This is a genomic window from Desulfobulbus oligotrophicus (assembly GCF_016446285.1).
GTDB classification, from domain to species: Bacteria; Desulfobacterota; Desulfobulbia; order Desulfobulbales; family Desulfobulbaceae; genus Desulfobulbus; species Desulfobulbus oligotrophicus.
The window spans coordinates 1,064,765-1,081,606 of the sequence record NZ_CP054140.1 but is presented as its reverse complement, the minus strand read 5'-3'; the positions used below and the strand labels follow the sequence as shown (position 1 = coordinate 1,081,606).

Below are 16,842 nucleotides of genomic sequence, written 5' to 3'. Positions count from 1 at the left end.
TCATGAACAGTGATATATCGCAGCATCCTCATCTCCGGGCAGGGGTCGTCATTCCCGCCGGTGGTACTGGTTCTCGCTTCGGCCATACCCGTCCCAAGCAGTTCCTCGAGCTGGCCGGGAAACCCGTCCTGATCCGTACCTGTCAGGCCTTTCTCGAGCTGGAGAGAATACAGACCGTGGTGGTCGTTGTTCCGGCCGATTATGCAGCGTACACAGACGAGCTGATTCGTACCCATGTTTCTTTGGAGCACCGCTTGCGTCTGCAGATAACAAACGGTGGCTCAACCCGCCAGGAGTCGGTACAGGCGGGTCTGACAATGCTGCCCGTGGAAACTGACCTGGTGCTGGTACACGACGCTGCCCGTCCCCTGGTGGATCGTGAAACCATCCTCCGCTGTCTGGATGGGGCGGTCCGGTTTGGTGCAGCCATTGCTGCCGTTCCGGTCAAAGATACCCTGAAACAGGTGAAAGACGACGGATCCATTGTCAGTACCATCGACCGCAGTCACATCTGGCAGGCACAGACGCCCCAGGCGGCCCGTCGAACACTGCTGGAACAGGCTTTTGCCAGGGCGGCATCGACCGGATTTGTCGGTACCGACGAGGCATCGCTGCTGGAGGCTGCCGGAATTCCTGTACAGGTGGTGGAGGGAAGTGAATACAACAGTAAAATCACACGTCCCGAAGACCTGCAGATGGCTGAAGCACTCCTTATGCAGAGGAACATATGATAAAAATTGGGCATGGTTTTGATGTGCATCGACTGGTGGTCGGCCGGAAACTGATCCTCGGCGGAGTGGACATTGCGTATGAACAGGGGCTGGACGGTCACTCCGATGCCGATGTTGTTGCCCACGCTCTATCCGATGCTCTGTTAGGAGCCCTGGGTGCCGGTGACATCGGCCGTCATTTTCCGGATACCGACCCCCGGTACAGGGGGATTGACAGTTTACTGCTTCTGGCTGAAATACAGCAACTGATTGACCAACAGGGATATCTGCTGAGCAATGCTGATATTACCATCGTTTGTCAGCAACCAAAGCTGGCTCCTTATCTGGAGGCTATGCAGAGCAACTTCGCTCACTGCTGCAGAGTGCAGCCCCAGGCAATCAATATAAAAGCAACCACCACCGAACATCTGGGATACATCGGCCGCGGCGAAGGGATTGCCGCTCACGCTGTTGTCCTGTTGAGGCCTGCTTATGAAAATAAATAGAGAACGGCTGGCAGCCAACTTTATCGAGCTCTGTGAGATCGACAGCCCTTCCCGCCGGGAAGGGCGTATCTCCCGACGTTTACAGCAGATTTTTCAGGAGCTGGAACCTGCTGCAATTATTGAAGATGACTCCGCACCACTGACCGGTTCCGAATGCGGTAATCTGATTATTCGCTTTACAGGTACCCTTGACCTGCCGCCGATTTTTTTCAGTTGCCACATGGATACGGTGGAACCTGCTGACGGGGTTCAGGTCAAACGTGTCGGCGACCTGTTCACCAGTGCTGGTGACACTGTCCTCGGCAGTGATGATAAATCGGGGATTGCCGCCTGTATTGAGGCCATGCGCCTGCTGCGGGAAACCAGGCGACCGTTTCGTCCGGTGGAATTTGTGATCACCACCTGTGAAGAGATCGGCCTGGTGGGTGCCAAAGCTCTGGACCCGAAGCTGATCAACGCCCGGGAAGGATATGCCCTTGATTCCAGCGGCTTTGCCCGTGTCATCACCCATGCACCGGCAGCCAACCGCTTTACCATCACAGTGAACGGGGTGGCAGCCCATGCGGGACTCCATCCGGAATGGGGTGTAAGCGCCCTCATCCTGGCGGCCCGGGCCCTGGCACAAGTTCCATCCGGAAAAATCGACGAAGAGACCACCACGAACTTCGGAACCATCAGCGGGGGAACCGCCTCAAATATTGTGCCGGAAAGCGTTGTGATCGAAGGGGAGGCCCGCAGTCATTCCAAGGAGAAGCTGACACGGGTGACCGAGGAGATCCGTGATATATTCAACAACACCATTGCCGACTGGACAGATTCAACAGGCTCTGCCCAGGGGGAACCTTCAGTGAACTTCGAACTGCGTCAGGACTTCCCGATGATGCAGTTACAACGCGAGGATCCGGTGCTCAAACGGGTGGAGGCGGCAGCCCGTTCCATCCGCATGGAACTTTCCTATGAACGGGCCGGCGGTGGCAGCGATGCCAATATCTTCAACGGTCACGGTCTGGCAACAGCCATTATTGCCACCGGTATGACCAATGTGCATTCCACCAAGGAGCAGGTCGAGCTCCAGGATATGGTCGACCTCACCAGGTTGCTGATCGCCCTGATGACCGAGCCGTCCTGCTGAAACATTTCTAACGGATATGCACCATACCGGGATCAGCGGCACAGACCTCGCCAATCACCTGACATGCCGGATCATATCCCCGTTGCTGCAGGAGGCGATGCAGCTGAACAGCTGCATCGGGTGTCATGGCCAAGACAAGTCCACCAGAGGTCTGCGGATCATAACCGACCATCTCCACCGAATCCATTTCCGCCAGCTCGGAATGAACCCATTGGCGATAAAAGTCTCTATTACGGTACGCTCCTTCAGGGATGATGCCCATATCAACAAAGGGTACAACATCCGGCAGAAGAGGCAGCAGACGCTTATCAATATGTAACGAAACCGCCGATGCCTCTGCCAGCTCATGCAGATGGCCGAAAAGTCCGAACCCGGTGATATCCGTGCAGCCATGCACCTGATCGCGCAGCTCCGGGTTCTCGTCCAGGATCTCCAGGGGCATCCGATTCAGCGTTGCCAGCAGTTCAACCAGCTGCTGTTCAGCCGCCGGGGCGGTAAGGCCGCCCTTGATCGCTGTTGACAGGATACCGGTACCCAGAGGTTTGGTCAGCAGCAAAACATCACCGACCTGCGCGCCGCTGTTGCGTAGCAGACGCTGTGGATGAACAATTCCGGTTACAGCCAGCCCATATTTTAATTCCTGGTCCTCAATGGAATGTCCGCCGACCAGAAGTGCACCGGCCTCACGGATCTTGTCCAGGCCGCCTTCCACAACGCGGCGAACAGTTGCCGGGTCCATTGTTTTGACTGGGCACGCTAAAATGTTCATGCACAGTAAGGGGCGTCCGCCCATGGCATATACATCAGACAGGGAGTTTGCCGCCGCGATCCTGCCGAAATCGTACGGATCATCAACAATCGGGGTGAAAAAATCCACGGTCTGAATCAGGGCGATATCATCGGTGAGACGGTACACACCGGCATCATCGCAGGTTTCCGCACCTACAAGCAAATCGGCGTCAGACGGCAGGTTGAGGCCTCTCAATATCTGGTCCAGGTCCCCTGGACCGAGCTTGGCAGCTCAACCTGCAGCTTTAACAGTACTTGTCAGTTTGACAGATGGAAAATGCATTATACTGTATCAACTTTAAAGATTTGTGTTCACAACAGGAAGACTTATCATAGTACCTGATATTTTCTTGAAAAAAAACGAATAATCTGGTTCAAGATAGACTTCTTCAGATCATGATGGATCATCAACAGGCAGGCACAGGGAAGTGTTCTTTGTGCCTTTCAGTTTTAATGCATCCTTACAATACAACAGGCAACCGACATGAGCAGCCAGGATGTAGAATGGGACTTACCGGCAAAACCACGACACGAATGCGGCATCTGCGGCGTCTTTGGCCATCCTGATGCGGCCAAACTCGTCTATTTCGGCTTGTATGCACTCCAGCATCGGGGGCAGGAAAGTGCCGGTATTGTCTGCAGTGACGGCAAACAGGTCCTGATTCATAAAGATGTTGGTCTGGTTGCCGATGTCTTCACTGAAGAGACGCTGCAACGCCTTTCCGGACACATGGCCACCGGTCATGTCCGCTATTCCACCACCGGTGAAGCCTCCGTCACCAATGCACAACCTTTTCTGGTCACCCATAAAGACATACCGATCTGTGTTGCCCACAACGGTAATTTGGTGAACTCCATTGCCTTACGCCGGCACCTGGAGCAGCAGGGTTCAATTTTCCAAACCACCATGGACAGTGAAATTGTCATTCACCTGATGGCCCGCCACATGGATCGGGGCTTGCTGGAGGCCATCAAGACGACCTTTACCTGCATTCAAGGGGCCTACTCACTTCTGATCATGACCAACGACACCATGATTGCCGTCCGTGATCCCAACGGGTTCCGCCCGCTCTGCCTTGGTGTACTGGAAAACGGCGCCTACGTTGTTGCCTCCGAAACCTGTGCCCTGGACCTGATTGAAGCGGAATATATCCGCGATGTCGAACCGGGAGAGGTCCTGCTCATTAACGCGCAGGGTCTGACCTCCTCCTTTCCATGGGCGCCGGCCCGAAAAAGTTACTGTATCTTCGAACATGTCTACTTTGCCCGGCCCGACAGCGATGTCTTTGGTTTTAATGTGTACAGTGCCCGCAAGCGGATGGGAGAGATCCTGGCCAAAGAGGCAAAAATCGATGCAGACTTTGTCATGCCCTTTCCAGATTCCGGTAACTATGCCGCCATCGGGTATTCCAACGCTTCGGGTATTCCCATGGAGATGGGGGTCATTCGCAACCACTATGTCGGCAGGACCTTTATCCAGCCGACTCAATCAATGCGCGATTTCTCGGTCCGGGTGAAACTCAACCCTGTTCGCGCTCTGCTGACCGGAAAACGGGTAATCATTGTTGAAGATTCAATCGTCCGGGGTACCACCGGACGCAGCCGGGTACAGTCACTACGGAGGGCCGGGGCCACAGAGGTGCATATGGTTGTGAGTTGCCCACCCACCCGTCATGCCTGCTATTACGGCATTGATTTCCCTACCAAGTCACAGCTGATTGCCGCTGACAACACCGTTGAGGGAGTGCGTGATTACCTCGGGCTTGATTCGCTCCATTATCTCAGCCTTGAAGGGATGGTGGAGGCAACAGGACTGCCCCGTGACCACTTCTGCCTGGCCTGTTTCACCGGAGAATATCCGGTTGAACCGGAACCGGCCTTTACCAAGGAGGTGTTTTCCGACTGCGGTTGTTGAAAACACAGTCAACATCAGCAACACTGCAGCATACGGCCGGCCGCTCCGTCAGCATTGCCAACCGGACAGGTTGGCCGCAGAGTAGAAGAGTCTCAGCGGGAACAGCGGGATGCGAGATGAGCGCACAGGGTGACAAACGTCTGTCCACTGGCCTCTTCCAGGGCCAGGGCCAGCTCCCGGGCCAGGAGGTATCGACTCTGAACAGCCTCCTGGGCATCGGGATCATCTTTATAGAGTGCACTTTTTTCACCAAAACGCTGATCAAGGGTAACCAGCCTGCCCCCCTTGGCCAACTTGTCGGCAAGGTGCACCAGCTCACGTTCAGTAAGTGGGTCACCGGGATGCCAGTCAAGGTCCTTATGTGCGGCAACAATGCATGCCGCCCGTGGAAAACCAAGGCCATCCAGCCATCTGCCGCCGGTTTCTTCATGGTGTTCCTGCCCCTTGGCCACATCATGCAACCAGCCCGCGACTCGGCAGAGGTCAACACACAGCCCCGCATCTCTGTACACGTTGATTGCCTCTGCAAAACCAGCAGCCAACTCCCCCACCAGATGCCCATGTGCAACACCTTTTGGCGGCATGGGATAAATATGCTCCAGGATAACCGCACCCTCTTCCAGGGTGGGATAGTCACGTCTGGGAAAACGCTCGCAGCATGCAGCGTAGGATTCCGGTGTGTCCATGTCAAACAGGATGTTGGCGTCAGGGACCTTCACCGACACAACCTGCTCAGGCTGCATGCGCTCGTGACGTTCCAGCAGGGGCCGCAAGCCGCCGGGAGCAGAGGCAGCACGCACCAGATCCCGTAACAGTGCTGTTGCAATGAGCAGAGGATGGCCGCGCTGATCGTTAAACTCCGGATGAACAACCTGTACACCGGTTCGACCTTGCAGGGCCTGCTGCATGAGATACAGAGTACCGCTGCGGATAAGCGGAATGTCCACCGGCAGCAGGGCAATATACTCTGCCTCCCCCAGCTGCTGCGCGCCACAACGGATGGAGCTGAACATCCCGTCGGCAAAGTCGGCATTCAATACCGCCCGGGCACCGTGGGCAACCGCCTCGGCGGCGACCTCGCTCCCCCGATAACCGGCTACCACCATAATATCCTGGATACCGCTCTTTCGAAGCGTATCAATGCACTGACCCAAGACCGACGTTTCACCCAGCGGCAGAAGCGGTTTAAGTGCCTGCATGCGCGACGAAAAACCGGCCGCCAGGATGAGTCCGCTTAAGCGAGGTGCCATGCGCGTCGACCGGTGGCTCGTTGGTAGATCAGCTCACCGACAATGGAGACCGCAATCTCCTCCGGAGTGTCGGCCTCTATAGCCATGCCGATGGGACAGCGTACCTGTCCCAACTGGGCCTCGGTGACCCCCTTGTCCAGAAGCTGTGTATAGATGGTGTTACGCTTGCGACGGCTCCCGATCATGCCGATGTACCCGGCCCTGGTCTGCAGCGTCTGTTCCAGCACCTCCATATCATGCAGATGGCCGCGGGTAACGATAACCACATAGGTGTCGCTGTCTATATCCAGACCGTCCAGACAGCCGGCAAAGGTTGAAAGGAGTTGGATGGTGGTGGCCTGGGGAAAACGCTCTTTATTGGCAAACTCTTCCCGGTCATCCATCACTGTTACCTGAAAACCAACCCGGGCTGCAGCCTCAGCAGTACAGGCGGCAACATGACCGGCACCGACAAGCACCAGATGACCACCGGTTGCAAAGGAAGAGAGCAGATACTGTTCTCCTTCACAGTCAACACAGGCGGCTCCGGACAGGATGGCGGCGGTCTGCCTGCAAAGCGAAGCAACAGCAGACGGGAGATCTTCCCGATTCACCCGTCCCTTGTGGTCAACAAAAAAACGAGGCTGTTCCCCGTTGATACTGCTGACTAAAATAACCCTGCGACCGGCATGGAGCTCTTTTTCCAGCTGCTGGAAAACAGCCATGTTTTCCGATGAAGGCGCAATATACTCCAGATACAGATCCATTGTCCCGCCACAGATCATATCAGAAACCGCAGCCTCGGAATTCGAAAGATCAAAACGTTTATGCGCGCTCTTTTTCTGAAGAAGACAGGAAGCAGCTTCACGGATAGCTGTTGCTTCAACGAGGCCCCCGCCGATGGTTCCGAAGATACTCCCACCTTCATGGACGATCATCTTTGTACCGGCAATTCTGGGCGTGGATCCTGACTGGCTCCCAACGGTCGCCAGCACACAGGACCTGTTATCGGCAAGGGTTGAGCAGAGATGACGAACAAGCCGTTTCATGACAAACAAACTCCCTTTGATCAAATAGTTGACGTTTTCCCTGATGCAGCCGCCGGTATCCGGAATCATGCTCAACCTGAACGTGTACCCCACACAGCTGCGGTTGTCCGGCAAGAAGCCGACCGGCCGCCTCCACGGTTGCATCTTCATGACCCGGCAGACACTGTAAGGTGAGGCACAGTCTGTCCTGGCCTGCATTTTCATCGATGGCAGCACTGAAATCGATCAAACCGGGCAGACCAAAGAGCACTTCGTCCAAGGTCGGCAGATCGATCCAGGCCCCGCTGCGCAACTTCCTCTGCAGGGAAATCCTTCCCTTCACCTTGTCAAGCCTGCGGATGGTACTGCCACAGGGACAGGTGCCGACGAGCAGCCGACCAAGATCTCCGGTCTGGTAGCGCACAAGCGGCATTGCCCGTCGTTGCAGGGTTGTCAGCACAATTTCACCCCACCGGCCATCAGCCAGCGGATAACCGGTCTTCGGATCAATGACCTCGATCAGCAGATCGGTTTCGCGGATATGCATCCCGCAGTGCATGGCACAATCAACCGCTCCCCCCAGACCACTCTCCACAGTGCCGTAATGGCTGAACACCTCGCAACCAAAGGAGGCTGCCAGGGCGGTACTGACTGACTTCGGGATATAGTCGGAACAGAGCAGCACGGAACGGATCATCGGCAGTTCCATCTTCCGGGCCTCGGCGACACGGGCCACGGCCAGCAGCTGTATGGGAAAACCGATCAGCACATCGAATCTTCCGGCAACAAGCTGTCTCGCCACGGCAACCGGGTCGCTGACCAGACCAAGAATCTCGCTGCGCACATCCATGGCCTGCAGGGCACCGGCAAGGAGATACCCCGTGGAATCCGGAGTCGCTCCAGGCAGTAGAATGGCCGCCTTTTGCCCTGGTTCTGCTAAATTACCCATACCGATACGAAAAAACAGGCGGGTTCGCTCCAAGTCGTCCTCAGTGAAAAAAAGGCGTTTGGCCGCACCCGTTGTACCGGAGCTTGGAAGTGAGATAATTCTGGCCACCTCATCCTGACTGACGCACAGCATATGGTGCCCCTGTTCACGCAGTTCGGTCTCGCTTGTCAGCGGCAGAGCCGACAGTCCATCCAGACTGCTGATCGTCTGATTGTCGAACTCGGCCAGCTTTGAGCGATAAAAAGGTGAGCGTAACCGACAGTACTCCACCAGTTGGTACAGAGCTTCCGCCTGATAGGATTCAATCGCGGCACGTGAAAGAGGTCGGCCGGCAGTGCCGATGTCATGCTGGAGAAGGGTTTCCAGTGTTGTTATCCGCATGTTTCCACCCTCCGCGGATACAGTGACCGGCCCGAGGCTGAGGTCAGGTTATAGGCACAAAAAGGGATCAGCCGGTTATCCGGCGTTGCCACATGGATGCAGCAGCCCCGGAGTCGCTCCAGGTCAAGATTCCATACATCCTGAAACGCCATGGCAGAAATGGAAAAGGTATGGGTGCGGGCACGGGCAAGAAATCGGTCAAAATCATCCTGTACGGTTGCATCGGCAGCTGCGCCCTGCTTGGCGGTGACAGCGGCCATCGGCAGGCTCCACTGTCTGGCTGTCGTGCGCACACTCTGCTCCCGGCCGGCTCGGGCTGTCGGCAGGAAGCCGGAGCGGTTGCCGTCGCAGCAGGATGAGCCGCTGTTGATCGAGGTGAGCCGGCCACTCTCTTCAACCAGAAACATGCCGTGGAACGAGCACAGGGCATGCTCACACCCTGGTGGCGCGAAATAACGGGCATCAATCATCCCGCCGCTTTGACGGGCGATGCACTGGATAACCTCGGGCAGGGTGATCCGTTTGCTGTCTGCCGGACCGGCGTGCGGATAACGACCAAAATAGCTGATCGGCTGAAAGTGGACGCCACGAACCGTTGGTGCCTGCGAAACACCGTAGCTGATGATAGCGTAAATTTCCTCGGTATTGACCCCCGGCACCAGGGTGGCCACCAGAACAACACCAAGACCGGCAACAGCACAGTGGTTTATGGCACGCTCTTTTATCCCGCACAAATCGCGCCCTCGCAGGCTCTGATGAGCGCGGCTGGAGACACCGTCGAACTGCAGGAACACGGAGCTCAGTCCCGCCTCTTTCAACGATGCAGCATAGGTCGGATCAGCAGCCAATCTGAGGCCGTTGGTATTCAGCTGGATAAAGGTGAACCCCTTTCGCCTCCCCAATCGAATAATATCAGCCAGATCGTCGCGCACCGTGGGTTCGCCTCCGGAAAGCTGAATATTGCAGACTCCTGAAGCAGCAAGAACCGTCTCGAACATTGCCTCAATCTGTGCAAGTGAGAGATCCGGGGCAGGATCAGCACCCGCATCGGCAAAGCAGACCGGACAGGCAAGGTTACAGCGGCTGGTCACCTCAAGCAGTGCTGTGCAGGTGTGTTGCCCGTGGGCGGGACAGAGGCCACAGTCAAAAGGGCACCCATGCTCAACCGTGGTGAGCGGGTGCTGGAGGGTCGATGGAATTTTAGACCGCTGCCAACCGGCAAAGGACGGTTCCCCCCGCCAGATCGGTGTACGAAACCGTCCGTGTTCCGGACACTCTTTCACCAGAAAAACCGTTTCCTGCTCCTGCTGCCGGTATGCCGTGATACGACGGCAGCAGACCGGACAGAGGCTTATGGTATGGCCAAGATCATCCATGCGATTTAAAAAGAACCTCCAGCCTGTTCTTTGGGCTGGCTGGGGTCGATATTATTTTCAGCAAGGAGCTGGATAATCATTTCCCGGGAACGGAGCATGATGTTGCCGCATACCTGAGGCTGTATACCACCGTTATGGGCAACAATGTCCTCGCAGCGTATGCCGCCCCATGTTGTGGATGTTCCTTTGAACCACTCCATAAACTGATCAACAAGGATCGGATAACAGGGCAGCATCTCTTCCGTCACGCTGCCTTTGGCGGCATAGAGTGCCAGAACACATACCGCACCGCTCGCCACGCCGCACAGACCACCCTCGCCTGCTCCCTCGCACAATCCGGCCATGGAACGCACCAGAGGGACGTTTTCCTCACCCATATCATCCAGAGCCAGCCGGACCATGATCTGACTGCAGCACAGTCCTTCACCAACGAGCTGCAGAATACGAAGCTCTTCTTCCATACCGTTTACCTCTTCTGTGCAACAAGGGCATAGTAGCCGAGCTTTACCCCTGTACGTGTGCAATCGTGTGTGCATTGCCCGGTCGCCTGTCCCAGGATCACATTCCAGAATGCACCAAGGCTGCCGTAATCAAAGATAATCTGACCGGCCAGCTGTTTAAGTATGTCCGTACATTCCCAGAAATGGAGCAGCTCAAAATCCGCTGCCCTGAGAGCTTGCGTCATCATGGCCAGGGTTACGGTACTGTTGACACAGCTCGTTGCCCGGGGAGATGTTGAGAATCGCCCTTTTTCGTGCGCATAGACGTCACTGAGCAGCAACACGCCTCCAGATCGGAGCACCCGGTGCATTTCACGTATGACCAGGTGGACATCACCGGTGAGAGAGAGCACGCATTCACAGACAACACCTGCAAACGAACCGTCAATACACGGCAGAGCCTGTGCCGTTGCCTGCAGAAGAGTCGCCTGCGGCGCTCTTCGGCCGGCCTGAGCAAGCAGGAGAGGCGAAGGATCTATACCAACCGCGACAAGACGATAAACCCGAATCAGCAGTTCCAGGGAAAATCCGGAACCGCACCCCAGATCAAGGACGGTGGCACCGGGTGCCAGGCCGCTGTGGTGCAGCAGCTTTCCGGTCAACTCCAGCCCGCCGGGGCGTAGCGGACCACCGGTTATTGCGGCAAGCTCCTCCCGTTCATACAGGGGTTGCACGATCCTCTTTTCAGAAACGCGATGGGCCCACATTGCTTACTTGTCTTCCAGGAGCTGTTCAACCTCCAGCATCTTACCCATGGCAAGATTTTCCGGAACAAGGATAAAATTACAGGCCGGACAGACCATCAGCTCAACATTGAACACCGCATTCAGATAGGTGACCTTGACTTTGGCCGGCTGCAACGGTTGATCACAGGCGGCACAACGCCACTCTGTTGCCTCGGCAAAGGAAAACGTGCTCATGCCCTGTCCTCCGGTAACTGCATACGGTGGCTGTATCCCCTGTGCAGGAAATAGCCGTCAGATATGGGTTCATACTCGGCCCAGTAGGTGACCACAGCCGGCTTGAATGCTGCCAATCGTCGCCCATTGGCCGGATTGTGCAGATAACGACCTGTTGTTTCAGCATGATGGATAACCTTTTGTATATCTTCCATCAGGATAAGCCGTTCATTTAAAAGAGCCCACGTCTCATCATCCGCTTCCAGCCGTATTGCCCGATGTGGAGCCGGTGATCCGATCGGATCCTGCCATAATGTGCTCTGCAGGCGGGATTTAAGCCGGGAACGATGTTCGTGCCGTCCTGAAAGCCCCACCTTGGCGCGGACAAGGGGATTTTTCTCCGGATCTGCAAACAGATAGTCCAGGAGATGAGCGATATGCGTCTCCGTACCCACAAGATTTTCCCGACACATGGCACAGTAGACAAGCCCTGTCTCTGTTGTGGACCGACTGACCTTGAGCGTCGCCACTTTTTCGCCAAGCGGCTGGTTGGCGAATTGCAGCAACCCGCCATACCCGCAGCAGTCCGCTAATTCAGCTCCGATTGTCGTTTCAGCAACAGGAAGTCCGATCTTGCCGCATATACTCCGCACGCTGGCCCGCACCCCCTCCTGATAGCGTGCAGTGCAGGGGTCGTGCACTGTTAACGGCGACTCAGGGAGATCAAAGAGCACCTCCGGTAAAGGCAGCTCGTCAAGCATCTCCCACAGGGAAACCACTGTCAGCTCCGGGGCATATTTGCCAAAAGCGGCCAGACAGGAGGAACAGGCGACAATCAGGGTTGGATTGCCCATCTGCCTGATCTGCGCGGTGAGGTCAGCAAGGACATCGGTAAAAAGAGCCGACTGCCCTGCCCAATCGGCAGGCGCTCCGCAGCAGCTGAGAAAAAGCCCGACCCCCTCTTCCAGGTGCTGCGTCAAAAAGATGTAGGTCCGCTCCACTGTATCCGGATAGGTTCCGGTTAACTGGCAGCCCGGGAAAAAAAGATACCTGCTCGCGGTTGTACCCGGCTGATGACGGATCAGTGCACAGTTCTCGCCAAGGGTATAGTGCATCTCCTCCAGCGCAAAAGAATGAGCCGAGGGAGGCATATGACCGCTTGCCACCATCTCCTGACGAGCGGCATGGCAGGCCGAGGCAACCGGAAAATCATAGGGGCAGATAACAGTGCATTGCCAGCAGAGGCTGCATGAGTTAGTCAGCTTGTTGGCACTGCGGTTTCCCTGGACAATGGAGAGATTGTTATAGATTTTGCGTACCAGAGTTTTGGGATACTCCTTATACTCCTGCAGATAAGCGCACTTCTTAACGCATTCCAGACACTCGCAGTAGATGCAGCGGGCCGCCTCCCGCTGGGCTTCCTCAGCGGTGTAACCGGCAATCGGGTTGTCCGGCACTATTTCAGAGGCAGGAGGAATACCCTCGGTCACTGTATACATCCGGGTCGGACAGGCCCCCTCCTTCTCACGTTCTGCAGTTAACGACACACCCTGCAGGTAACGCTCCATGGAAAGAGCGGCCCGCCGGCCGTTTTCCGCCTGATGCATGATGGAGAAAGGTTTGCCGTCTTCAACACCGCCGCCGCCAAAGCAGCCGTCCCTCTCCAGGGCAAGTGAGATCGGATCAGGCGTGCCGGGGATAAAAGGCAGGTGATCAATAGTAAAATCATCCCAATCAAAATAGAGAACATCGTATTTATCAAGAAGAGCGGCGACCGTTTGCCTGTCCAGCGAGGCACCTGTTACAATCTCCGCTCCATACCTTTTGAGGGTGGCTTCCGCCTGATCAAACACCTCGGGAGGAAGCAGCGAACCAGCCCGGTCCGGCAGCGAGCCGCCAAGACGTGTTCGTGCGGTGATTAACGTGGCCGGTCGGCCTTTACGGCTCAGGTCAAGTGCTGCCGTCATGCCGGAAAACCCGGCTCCAAGTACGGCTACCGCACCACCCTTGACAGGTAGCTTCGGCGGCTTAAGTACAGTGTCGGTAACGCTGACACAGTATCGTTCCAATGGACCGATCCACAGTGGATCGCCGATTTCACCACGTTTGCAGAAAGGGTGGCAGGGCTGATCGCAGATACGTCCGAGAATCTCCGGAAAAGGCATGGTCCGATCGAGGATCTTTCTGGCCTCACGCAGTTCACCTCTGGTCAGCAATGCCATCAATCCACGGGCATCAACGTGGATAGGGCAGGATGCCGTACAAAACGGCATCTCTTCCTGAATACAACGGGCCTCAAGTGCTCTGAGTTGCGATTGATCCATGGTGAGTATTGTCCATTAAAAAAAAGCCTGTCTGTTTTTTGTCATCGGGGATGGTTGGGATACGCTCACCACCATCAGGATGTTGGGCTGTACTCCTCCTCTCCAAACAAAATACCAGACAGGCTGAAAGACTGCATGTATATCGGGGCGGTCACATTCTCCGCCCCGACAGGTACACGTGCCAAGCCGCTTATTTGGGCATGGCGGCCAACACTTTTTCAGGAAGAGCCGGGAGATGACGAACACGAGCACCACATGCATTGTAGATAGCGTTTATAACCGCGGCATGCGGGCAGGTAAGGGGCAGCTCACCACTTCCTGATGCACCGAAGGGACCATCCGGCCTGGGTGTTTCCACGTAGATAATTTCCATATCATCGGGAATCTGTTTGATGTACGGGAAGCCGGCACCTGCGAGTGTTGAATGTTTTTTGATATCTTCAAAGTCCTCGGTGAGCGCCAACCCGATCCCCTGGGCCAGACCGCCATAAATCTGCCCATCCACCACCAGTTTGTTGGCAATTTTACCGGCGTCGGCAACACAGATCATCTTCTCCACGGTGGTCTTACCGGTGGCAACCTCTACAGCCACCTCAGCCTGGAACAGAGCGTACATATAACAACTAAAGGGGTTGCCCTGTCCGTTTTCATCACAGTCCGTCCCAGGAGAGGTCCACTTGCCAACAACCTTGGTCGGGATCTTGTCAGCCATCATCTCATCGTAACTGCGAAAATATCCATTCGGCTTTCTCATGGCATTCAGCAGCTCTTCACAGGCAATTCGGGTCGCCTGCCCGGTCATAACCTGGCTGCGGCTACCACCTGCCGGTCCTGAGTTGGGACAGAATTCGGTATCGTTTAATACCAGTCTGATCTTTTCCGGACCGATCCCCAAAGGTCGCAGTGCTTCGTGAGCCGTGGCCAGGGTTCCCATATCAGCCCCCTGCCCATGATCTTCCCAGGTGTTAAAGATGGTAACAGTGCCGTCGGCATTCAGCTCTGCATAGGCCTCTGAGGTGTCCGGACCGTCAAGCCCTGCGCCGTACACGCCCAGCGAGATACCGACACCGCGTTTTACCTCTGCAGTTGATTCAGCCGCGACTCGTTTTTTGGCCTCTTCGTACCTGGGACGTAACTTATCAAGCATTTCAGGAAGAGAATAGACCTCCGGATCCTGCCCTGTCGGGGTCGTCGCTCCTTCCCGGTAGCAGTTCTTGTACCGCAACTCAAGCGGATCCATATTCAACTTCTCGGCCAGCTCATCCATCAGTACCTCAGAGGCAAATTCAGCCTGTGGTGAACCATAACCGCGGAAAGCCGAACCCCAGGCGTGGTTGGTGCACACGGTGCGTCCTTCGCCCCGGATGTTTTTTATATCGTAACCGGCACCGATAAACTGGGCCCCCCGCAGGGTGAGCAGATCACCAAACTCTGAATACGGTCCATGATCCACAGACCAATCGGTTTCCATACCCAGCAGCGCGCCGTCCTTGCTTGCCGCCATGCGTACATTCATAAAAAACGGTGAACGCTTGCCGGTATAGGTCTGCTGCTGGAAGTAGTTGTAACACAGGTAAACCGGTCGCTCAGTGGCCATGGCAGCCGCACCGACCAGGGCCTCCATGGTGGGGCTGAACTTGTAGCCAAAGGTACCACCGGTGTTGTTCTGTACCAGAATCAGGTTTTCCGGCTCAACCCCAAGCCCCGGTGCGATCATGTAGAGGTGCAGATGCAGACCGATGGATTTGGAGTGAATAACCAGCTTACCCTCGTCGTTGTGATAGGCAAACCCGACATCCGGTTCAATGGGCATATGCGGCTGACGGCCCACATAATAATCGCCTTCAGCAACCACATCCGCCTTGTCAAAAACAGGCTTGGTGTCCTCTCCCTTGGCAATCTTCTGGATGAAGTACACGTTGGGGGTTCCGGGGTGAATTTCAATAGCATCGGGCTCCATGGCTGCCGGTGCGCTCATGTAGGCCGGCAACTCCTCCAGCTCGACCTTGACCTTTGCAGCAGCTGCCTTGGCATTCTTCTCGGTATCGGCACAGACAATGGCAATGGCATCACCGAACTGAAACACCTTGGTATCACACAGAATAGGCCGGTCCCAGCCATCACCTTTATTGGTCGGGAAAGTGATGAGCCCTGTAATCCGGTTTTTCCCCTTGATATCCTTGGCCGTCACCACCTTGAAGACACCGGGCATTTTTTCGGCTTCGCTGGTGTCTACTGAAAGGATATTGGCATGGGAGACCTCTGCCTGAACAAGCGCGAGCTGCAAAGTACCCTCCGGCAAACGCTGAGCAGCATCGGCACCGAAATCCCAGGTGCCGGTGACCTTGGCCACCGCACTCGGCCTAGGCATGGATCCACCAAAGACCTTACCGTCTGCCGGCAGTTTGTACACCAGATCCTGCATGCTTATTTTACCCTGCAGCACCTTGGCAGCGTCTCGCACTGAATCCACCAGTTGCTTGTAGCCGGTACAGCGACAGGCGTTGCGGTACCTTTGAAACCAGTCGCGAATGTCCTCTCTGGAGGGGTCAGGGTTCTGATCCAGCAGGGCCTTGCCGGAAACAATAAAACCAGGGGTACAAAAACCGCACTGAGCACCACCATGGATCATCCAGGCCAGCTGCAGGGCATGCAGATCCGAAGGGGTGCCGACCCCCTCTATGGTGGTGATAGCCGCTCCCTCTGGAACCCGGCTCATCTTGGTGACACAGGAACGAATCAGCCTGCCGTCCATGATGATGTTACAGGCACCACACTGTCCCTGGCCACAGCCGACTTTGGTCCCGGTGAGGTGCAGACTCTTTCTGATAACATCAGACAACAGGTCAGACTCTTCTGCAAACACCGTCCGCTCGATACCGTTTACAAGCAATTTCCGTTTAATCATGCGCTCCTCCTCAGTGCAAGTGGTCTCGATGACTCTCTCGTACAATAAAAATAATACCTACATTTTATAACCCGACCCGTTAAAAAAACCAACCGGCCCGGTGCTCATACCCCCTGCCGGTGATACCTGTCCGTACAGTTGGCTTTCTGTCTTGTAAAATAGTATACGGGGCAGAAAACATCCTGCCCCGTTTCAC

General features: G+C 55.8%; 14 protein-coding genes. 4 read left to right on the top strand and 10 right to left on the bottom strand.

The features are described 5' to 3' along the window. The first annotated feature begins 2 nt into the window (after positions 1 to 2). The 3 genes from ispD to HP555_RS04860 are packed head-to-tail and all read left to right on the top strand — an operon-like array spanning position 3 to position 2,348. Positions 3 to 731, top strand: coding sequence for a 2-C-methyl-D-erythritol 4-phosphate cytidylyltransferase (gene ispD / locus HP555_RS04870; protein WP_199264064.1), 729 nt, complete (start codon positions 3 to 5; stop codon positions 729 to 731). Continuing rightward, positions 728 to 1,216 carry a 2-C-methyl-D-erythritol 2,4-cyclodiphosphate synthase gene (gene ispF / locus HP555_RS04865; protein ID WP_199264063.1) on the top strand — a complete coding sequence of 163 codons (489 nt, stop codon included), beginning with the start codon at positions 728 to 730 and terminating at the stop codon, positions 1,214 to 1,216. The genes ispD and ispF overlap by 4 nt, the downstream gene beginning before the upstream one ends. Continuing rightward, the gene (locus HP555_RS04860) at positions 1,203 to 2,348 is read left to right on the top strand and encodes a M20/M25/M40 family metallo-hydrolase (RefSeq protein WP_199264062.1); all 1,146 of its coding nucleotides are present in this window, start codon (positions 1,203 to 1,205) and stop codon (positions 2,346 to 2,348) included. Before ispF ends, HP555_RS04860 begins: the two co-directional genes overlap by 14 nt. 7 nt (positions 2,349 to 2,355) lie before the next feature. Here the strand turns inward: HP555_RS04860 and selD are convergent, their stop codons facing one another. Further along, the gene (gene selD, locus HP555_RS04855; protein ID WP_199264061.1) at positions 2,356 to 3,420 is read right to left on the bottom strand and encodes a selenide, water dikinase SelD; all 1,065 of its coding nucleotides are present in this window, start codon (positions 3,418 to 3,420) and stop codon (positions 2,356 to 2,358) included. Positions 3,421 to 3,621: 201 nt separating this feature from the next. Between selD and purF the strand changes: the two genes are divergently transcribed. Then, positions 3,622 to 5,052: an amidophosphoribosyltransferase gene (purF, locus tag HP555_RS04850; protein WP_199264060.1), complete on the top strand. Its 1,431-nt coding sequence runs from the start codon at positions 3,622 to 3,624 to the stop codon at positions 5,050 to 5,052. 92 nt (positions 5,053 to 5,144) lie between these two features. On the opposite strand, the gene HP555_RS04845 is transcribed toward purF, so the two are convergent. From HP555_RS04845 to HP555_RS04805, 9 genes are all read right to left on the bottom strand, one after another. After that, entirely contained in the window at positions 5,145 to 6,302 is a 1,158-nt protein-coding gene (locus HP555_RS04845; RefSeq protein ID WP_199264059.1) for a DVU_1551 family NTP transferase, read from the bottom strand. Next, complete coding sequence (locus HP555_RS04840; RefSeq protein ID WP_199264058.1) at positions 6,287 to 7,330, bottom strand: XdhC family aldehyde oxidoreductase maturation factor; 1,044 nt, start codon at positions 7,328 to 7,330, stop codon at positions 6,287 to 6,289. The genes HP555_RS04845 and HP555_RS04840 overlap by 16 nt, the downstream gene beginning before the upstream one ends. Next, entirely contained in the window at positions 7,287 to 8,639 is a 1,353-nt protein-coding gene (locus HP555_RS04835; protein WP_199264057.1) for a DVU_1553 family AMP-dependent CoA ligase, read from the bottom strand. Before HP555_RS04835 ends, HP555_RS04840 begins: the two co-directional genes overlap by 44 nt. After that, positions 8,630 to 10,015, bottom strand: a complete 1,386-nt coding sequence (trsS, locus tag HP555_RS14195) for a radical SAM (seleno)protein TrsS (RefSeq protein ID WP_199264056.1) — start codon at positions 10,013 to 10,015, stop codon at positions 8,630 to 8,632. The genes HP555_RS04835 and trsS overlap by 10 nt, the downstream gene beginning before the upstream one ends. A gap of 5 nt (positions 10,016 to 10,020) precedes the next feature. Next, positions 10,021 to 10,476 (bottom strand): DVU_1555 family C-GCAxxG-C-C protein, encoded by a 456-nt coding sequence (locus HP555_RS04825; protein ID WP_199264055.1) that lies wholly within the window; start codon positions 10,474 to 10,476, stop codon positions 10,021 to 10,023. A 5-nt stretch (positions 10,477 to 10,481) separates the two neighbouring features. Next, a complete protein-coding gene (trsM, locus tag HP555_RS04820; protein ID WP_199264054.1) occupies positions 10,482 to 11,189 on the bottom strand; it encodes a DVU_1556 family methyltransferase in 708 nt (235 codons plus the stop codon). 36 nt (positions 11,190 to 11,225) lie between these two features. Next, complete coding sequence (locus tag HP555_RS04815) at positions 11,226 to 11,435, bottom strand: DVU_1557 family redox protein (RefSeq protein WP_199264053.1); 210 nt, start codon at positions 11,433 to 11,435, stop codon at positions 11,226 to 11,228. Beyond that, entirely contained in the window at positions 11,432 to 13,738 is a 2,307-nt protein-coding gene (locus HP555_RS04810; RefSeq protein ID WP_199264052.1) for a pyridine nucleotide-disulfide oxidoreductase/dicluster-binding protein, read from the bottom strand. Before HP555_RS04810 ends, HP555_RS04815 begins: the two co-directional genes overlap by 4 nt. A 190-nt stretch (positions 13,739 to 13,928) precedes the next feature. Then, the gene (locus tag HP555_RS04805) at positions 13,929 to 16,646 is read right to left on the bottom strand and encodes a molybdopterin-dependent aldehyde oxidoreductase (RefSeq protein ID WP_199264051.1); all 2,718 of its coding nucleotides are present in this window, start codon (positions 16,644 to 16,646) and stop codon (positions 13,929 to 13,931) included. Positions 16,647 to 16,842 lie beyond the last annotated feature (196 nt).

What these genes read in the sequence shown, in the direction of transcription:
- HP555_RS04845 (WP_199264059.1), bottom strand. Translation starts at nt 6,302, where the DNA reads ATGGCACCTCGCTTAAGCGGACTCATCCTGGCGGCCGGTTTTTCGTCG.
- HP555_RS04810 (WP_199264052.1), bottom strand. Translation starts at nt 13,738, where the DNA reads ATGGATCAATCGCAACTCAGAGCACTTGAGGCCCGTTGTATTCAGGAA.
- ispD (WP_199264064.1), top strand. Translation starts at nt 3, where the DNA reads ATGAACAGTGATATATCGCAGCATCCTCATCTCCGGGCAGGGGTCGTC.
- HP555_RS04815 (WP_199264053.1), bottom strand. Translation starts at nt 11,435, where the DNA reads ATGAGCACGTTTTCCTTTGCCGAGGCAACAGAGTGGCGTTGTGCCGCC.
- HP555_RS04860 (WP_199264062.1), top strand. Translation starts at nt 1,203, where the DNA reads ATGAAAATAAATAGAGAACGGCTGGCAGCCAACTTTATCGAGCTCTGT.
- HP555_RS04840 (WP_199264058.1), bottom strand. Translation starts at nt 7,330, where the DNA reads ATGAAACGGCTTGTTCGTCATCTCTGCTCAACCCTTGCCGATAACAGG.
- HP555_RS04805 (WP_199264051.1), bottom strand. Translation starts at nt 16,646, where the DNA reads ATGATTAAACGGAAATTGCTTGTAAACGGTATCGAGCGGACGGTGTTT.
- ispF (WP_199264063.1), top strand. Translation starts at nt 728, where the DNA reads ATGATAAAAATTGGGCATGGTTTTGATGTGCATCGACTGGTGGTCGGC.
- purF (WP_199264060.1), top strand. Translation starts at nt 3,622, where the DNA reads ATGAGCAGCCAGGATGTAGAATGGGACTTACCGGCAAAACCACGACAC.
- HP555_RS04835 (WP_199264057.1), bottom strand. Translation starts at nt 8,639, where the DNA reads ATGCGGATAACAACACTGGAAACCCTTCTCCAGCATGACATCGGCACT.
- trsS (WP_199264056.1), bottom strand. Translation starts at nt 10,015, where the DNA reads ATGGATGATCTTGGCCATACCATAAGCCTCTGTCCGGTCTGCTGCCGT.
- HP555_RS04825 (WP_199264055.1), bottom strand. Translation starts at nt 10,476, where the DNA reads ATGGAAGAAGAGCTTCGTATTCTGCAGCTCGTTGGTGAAGGACTGTGC.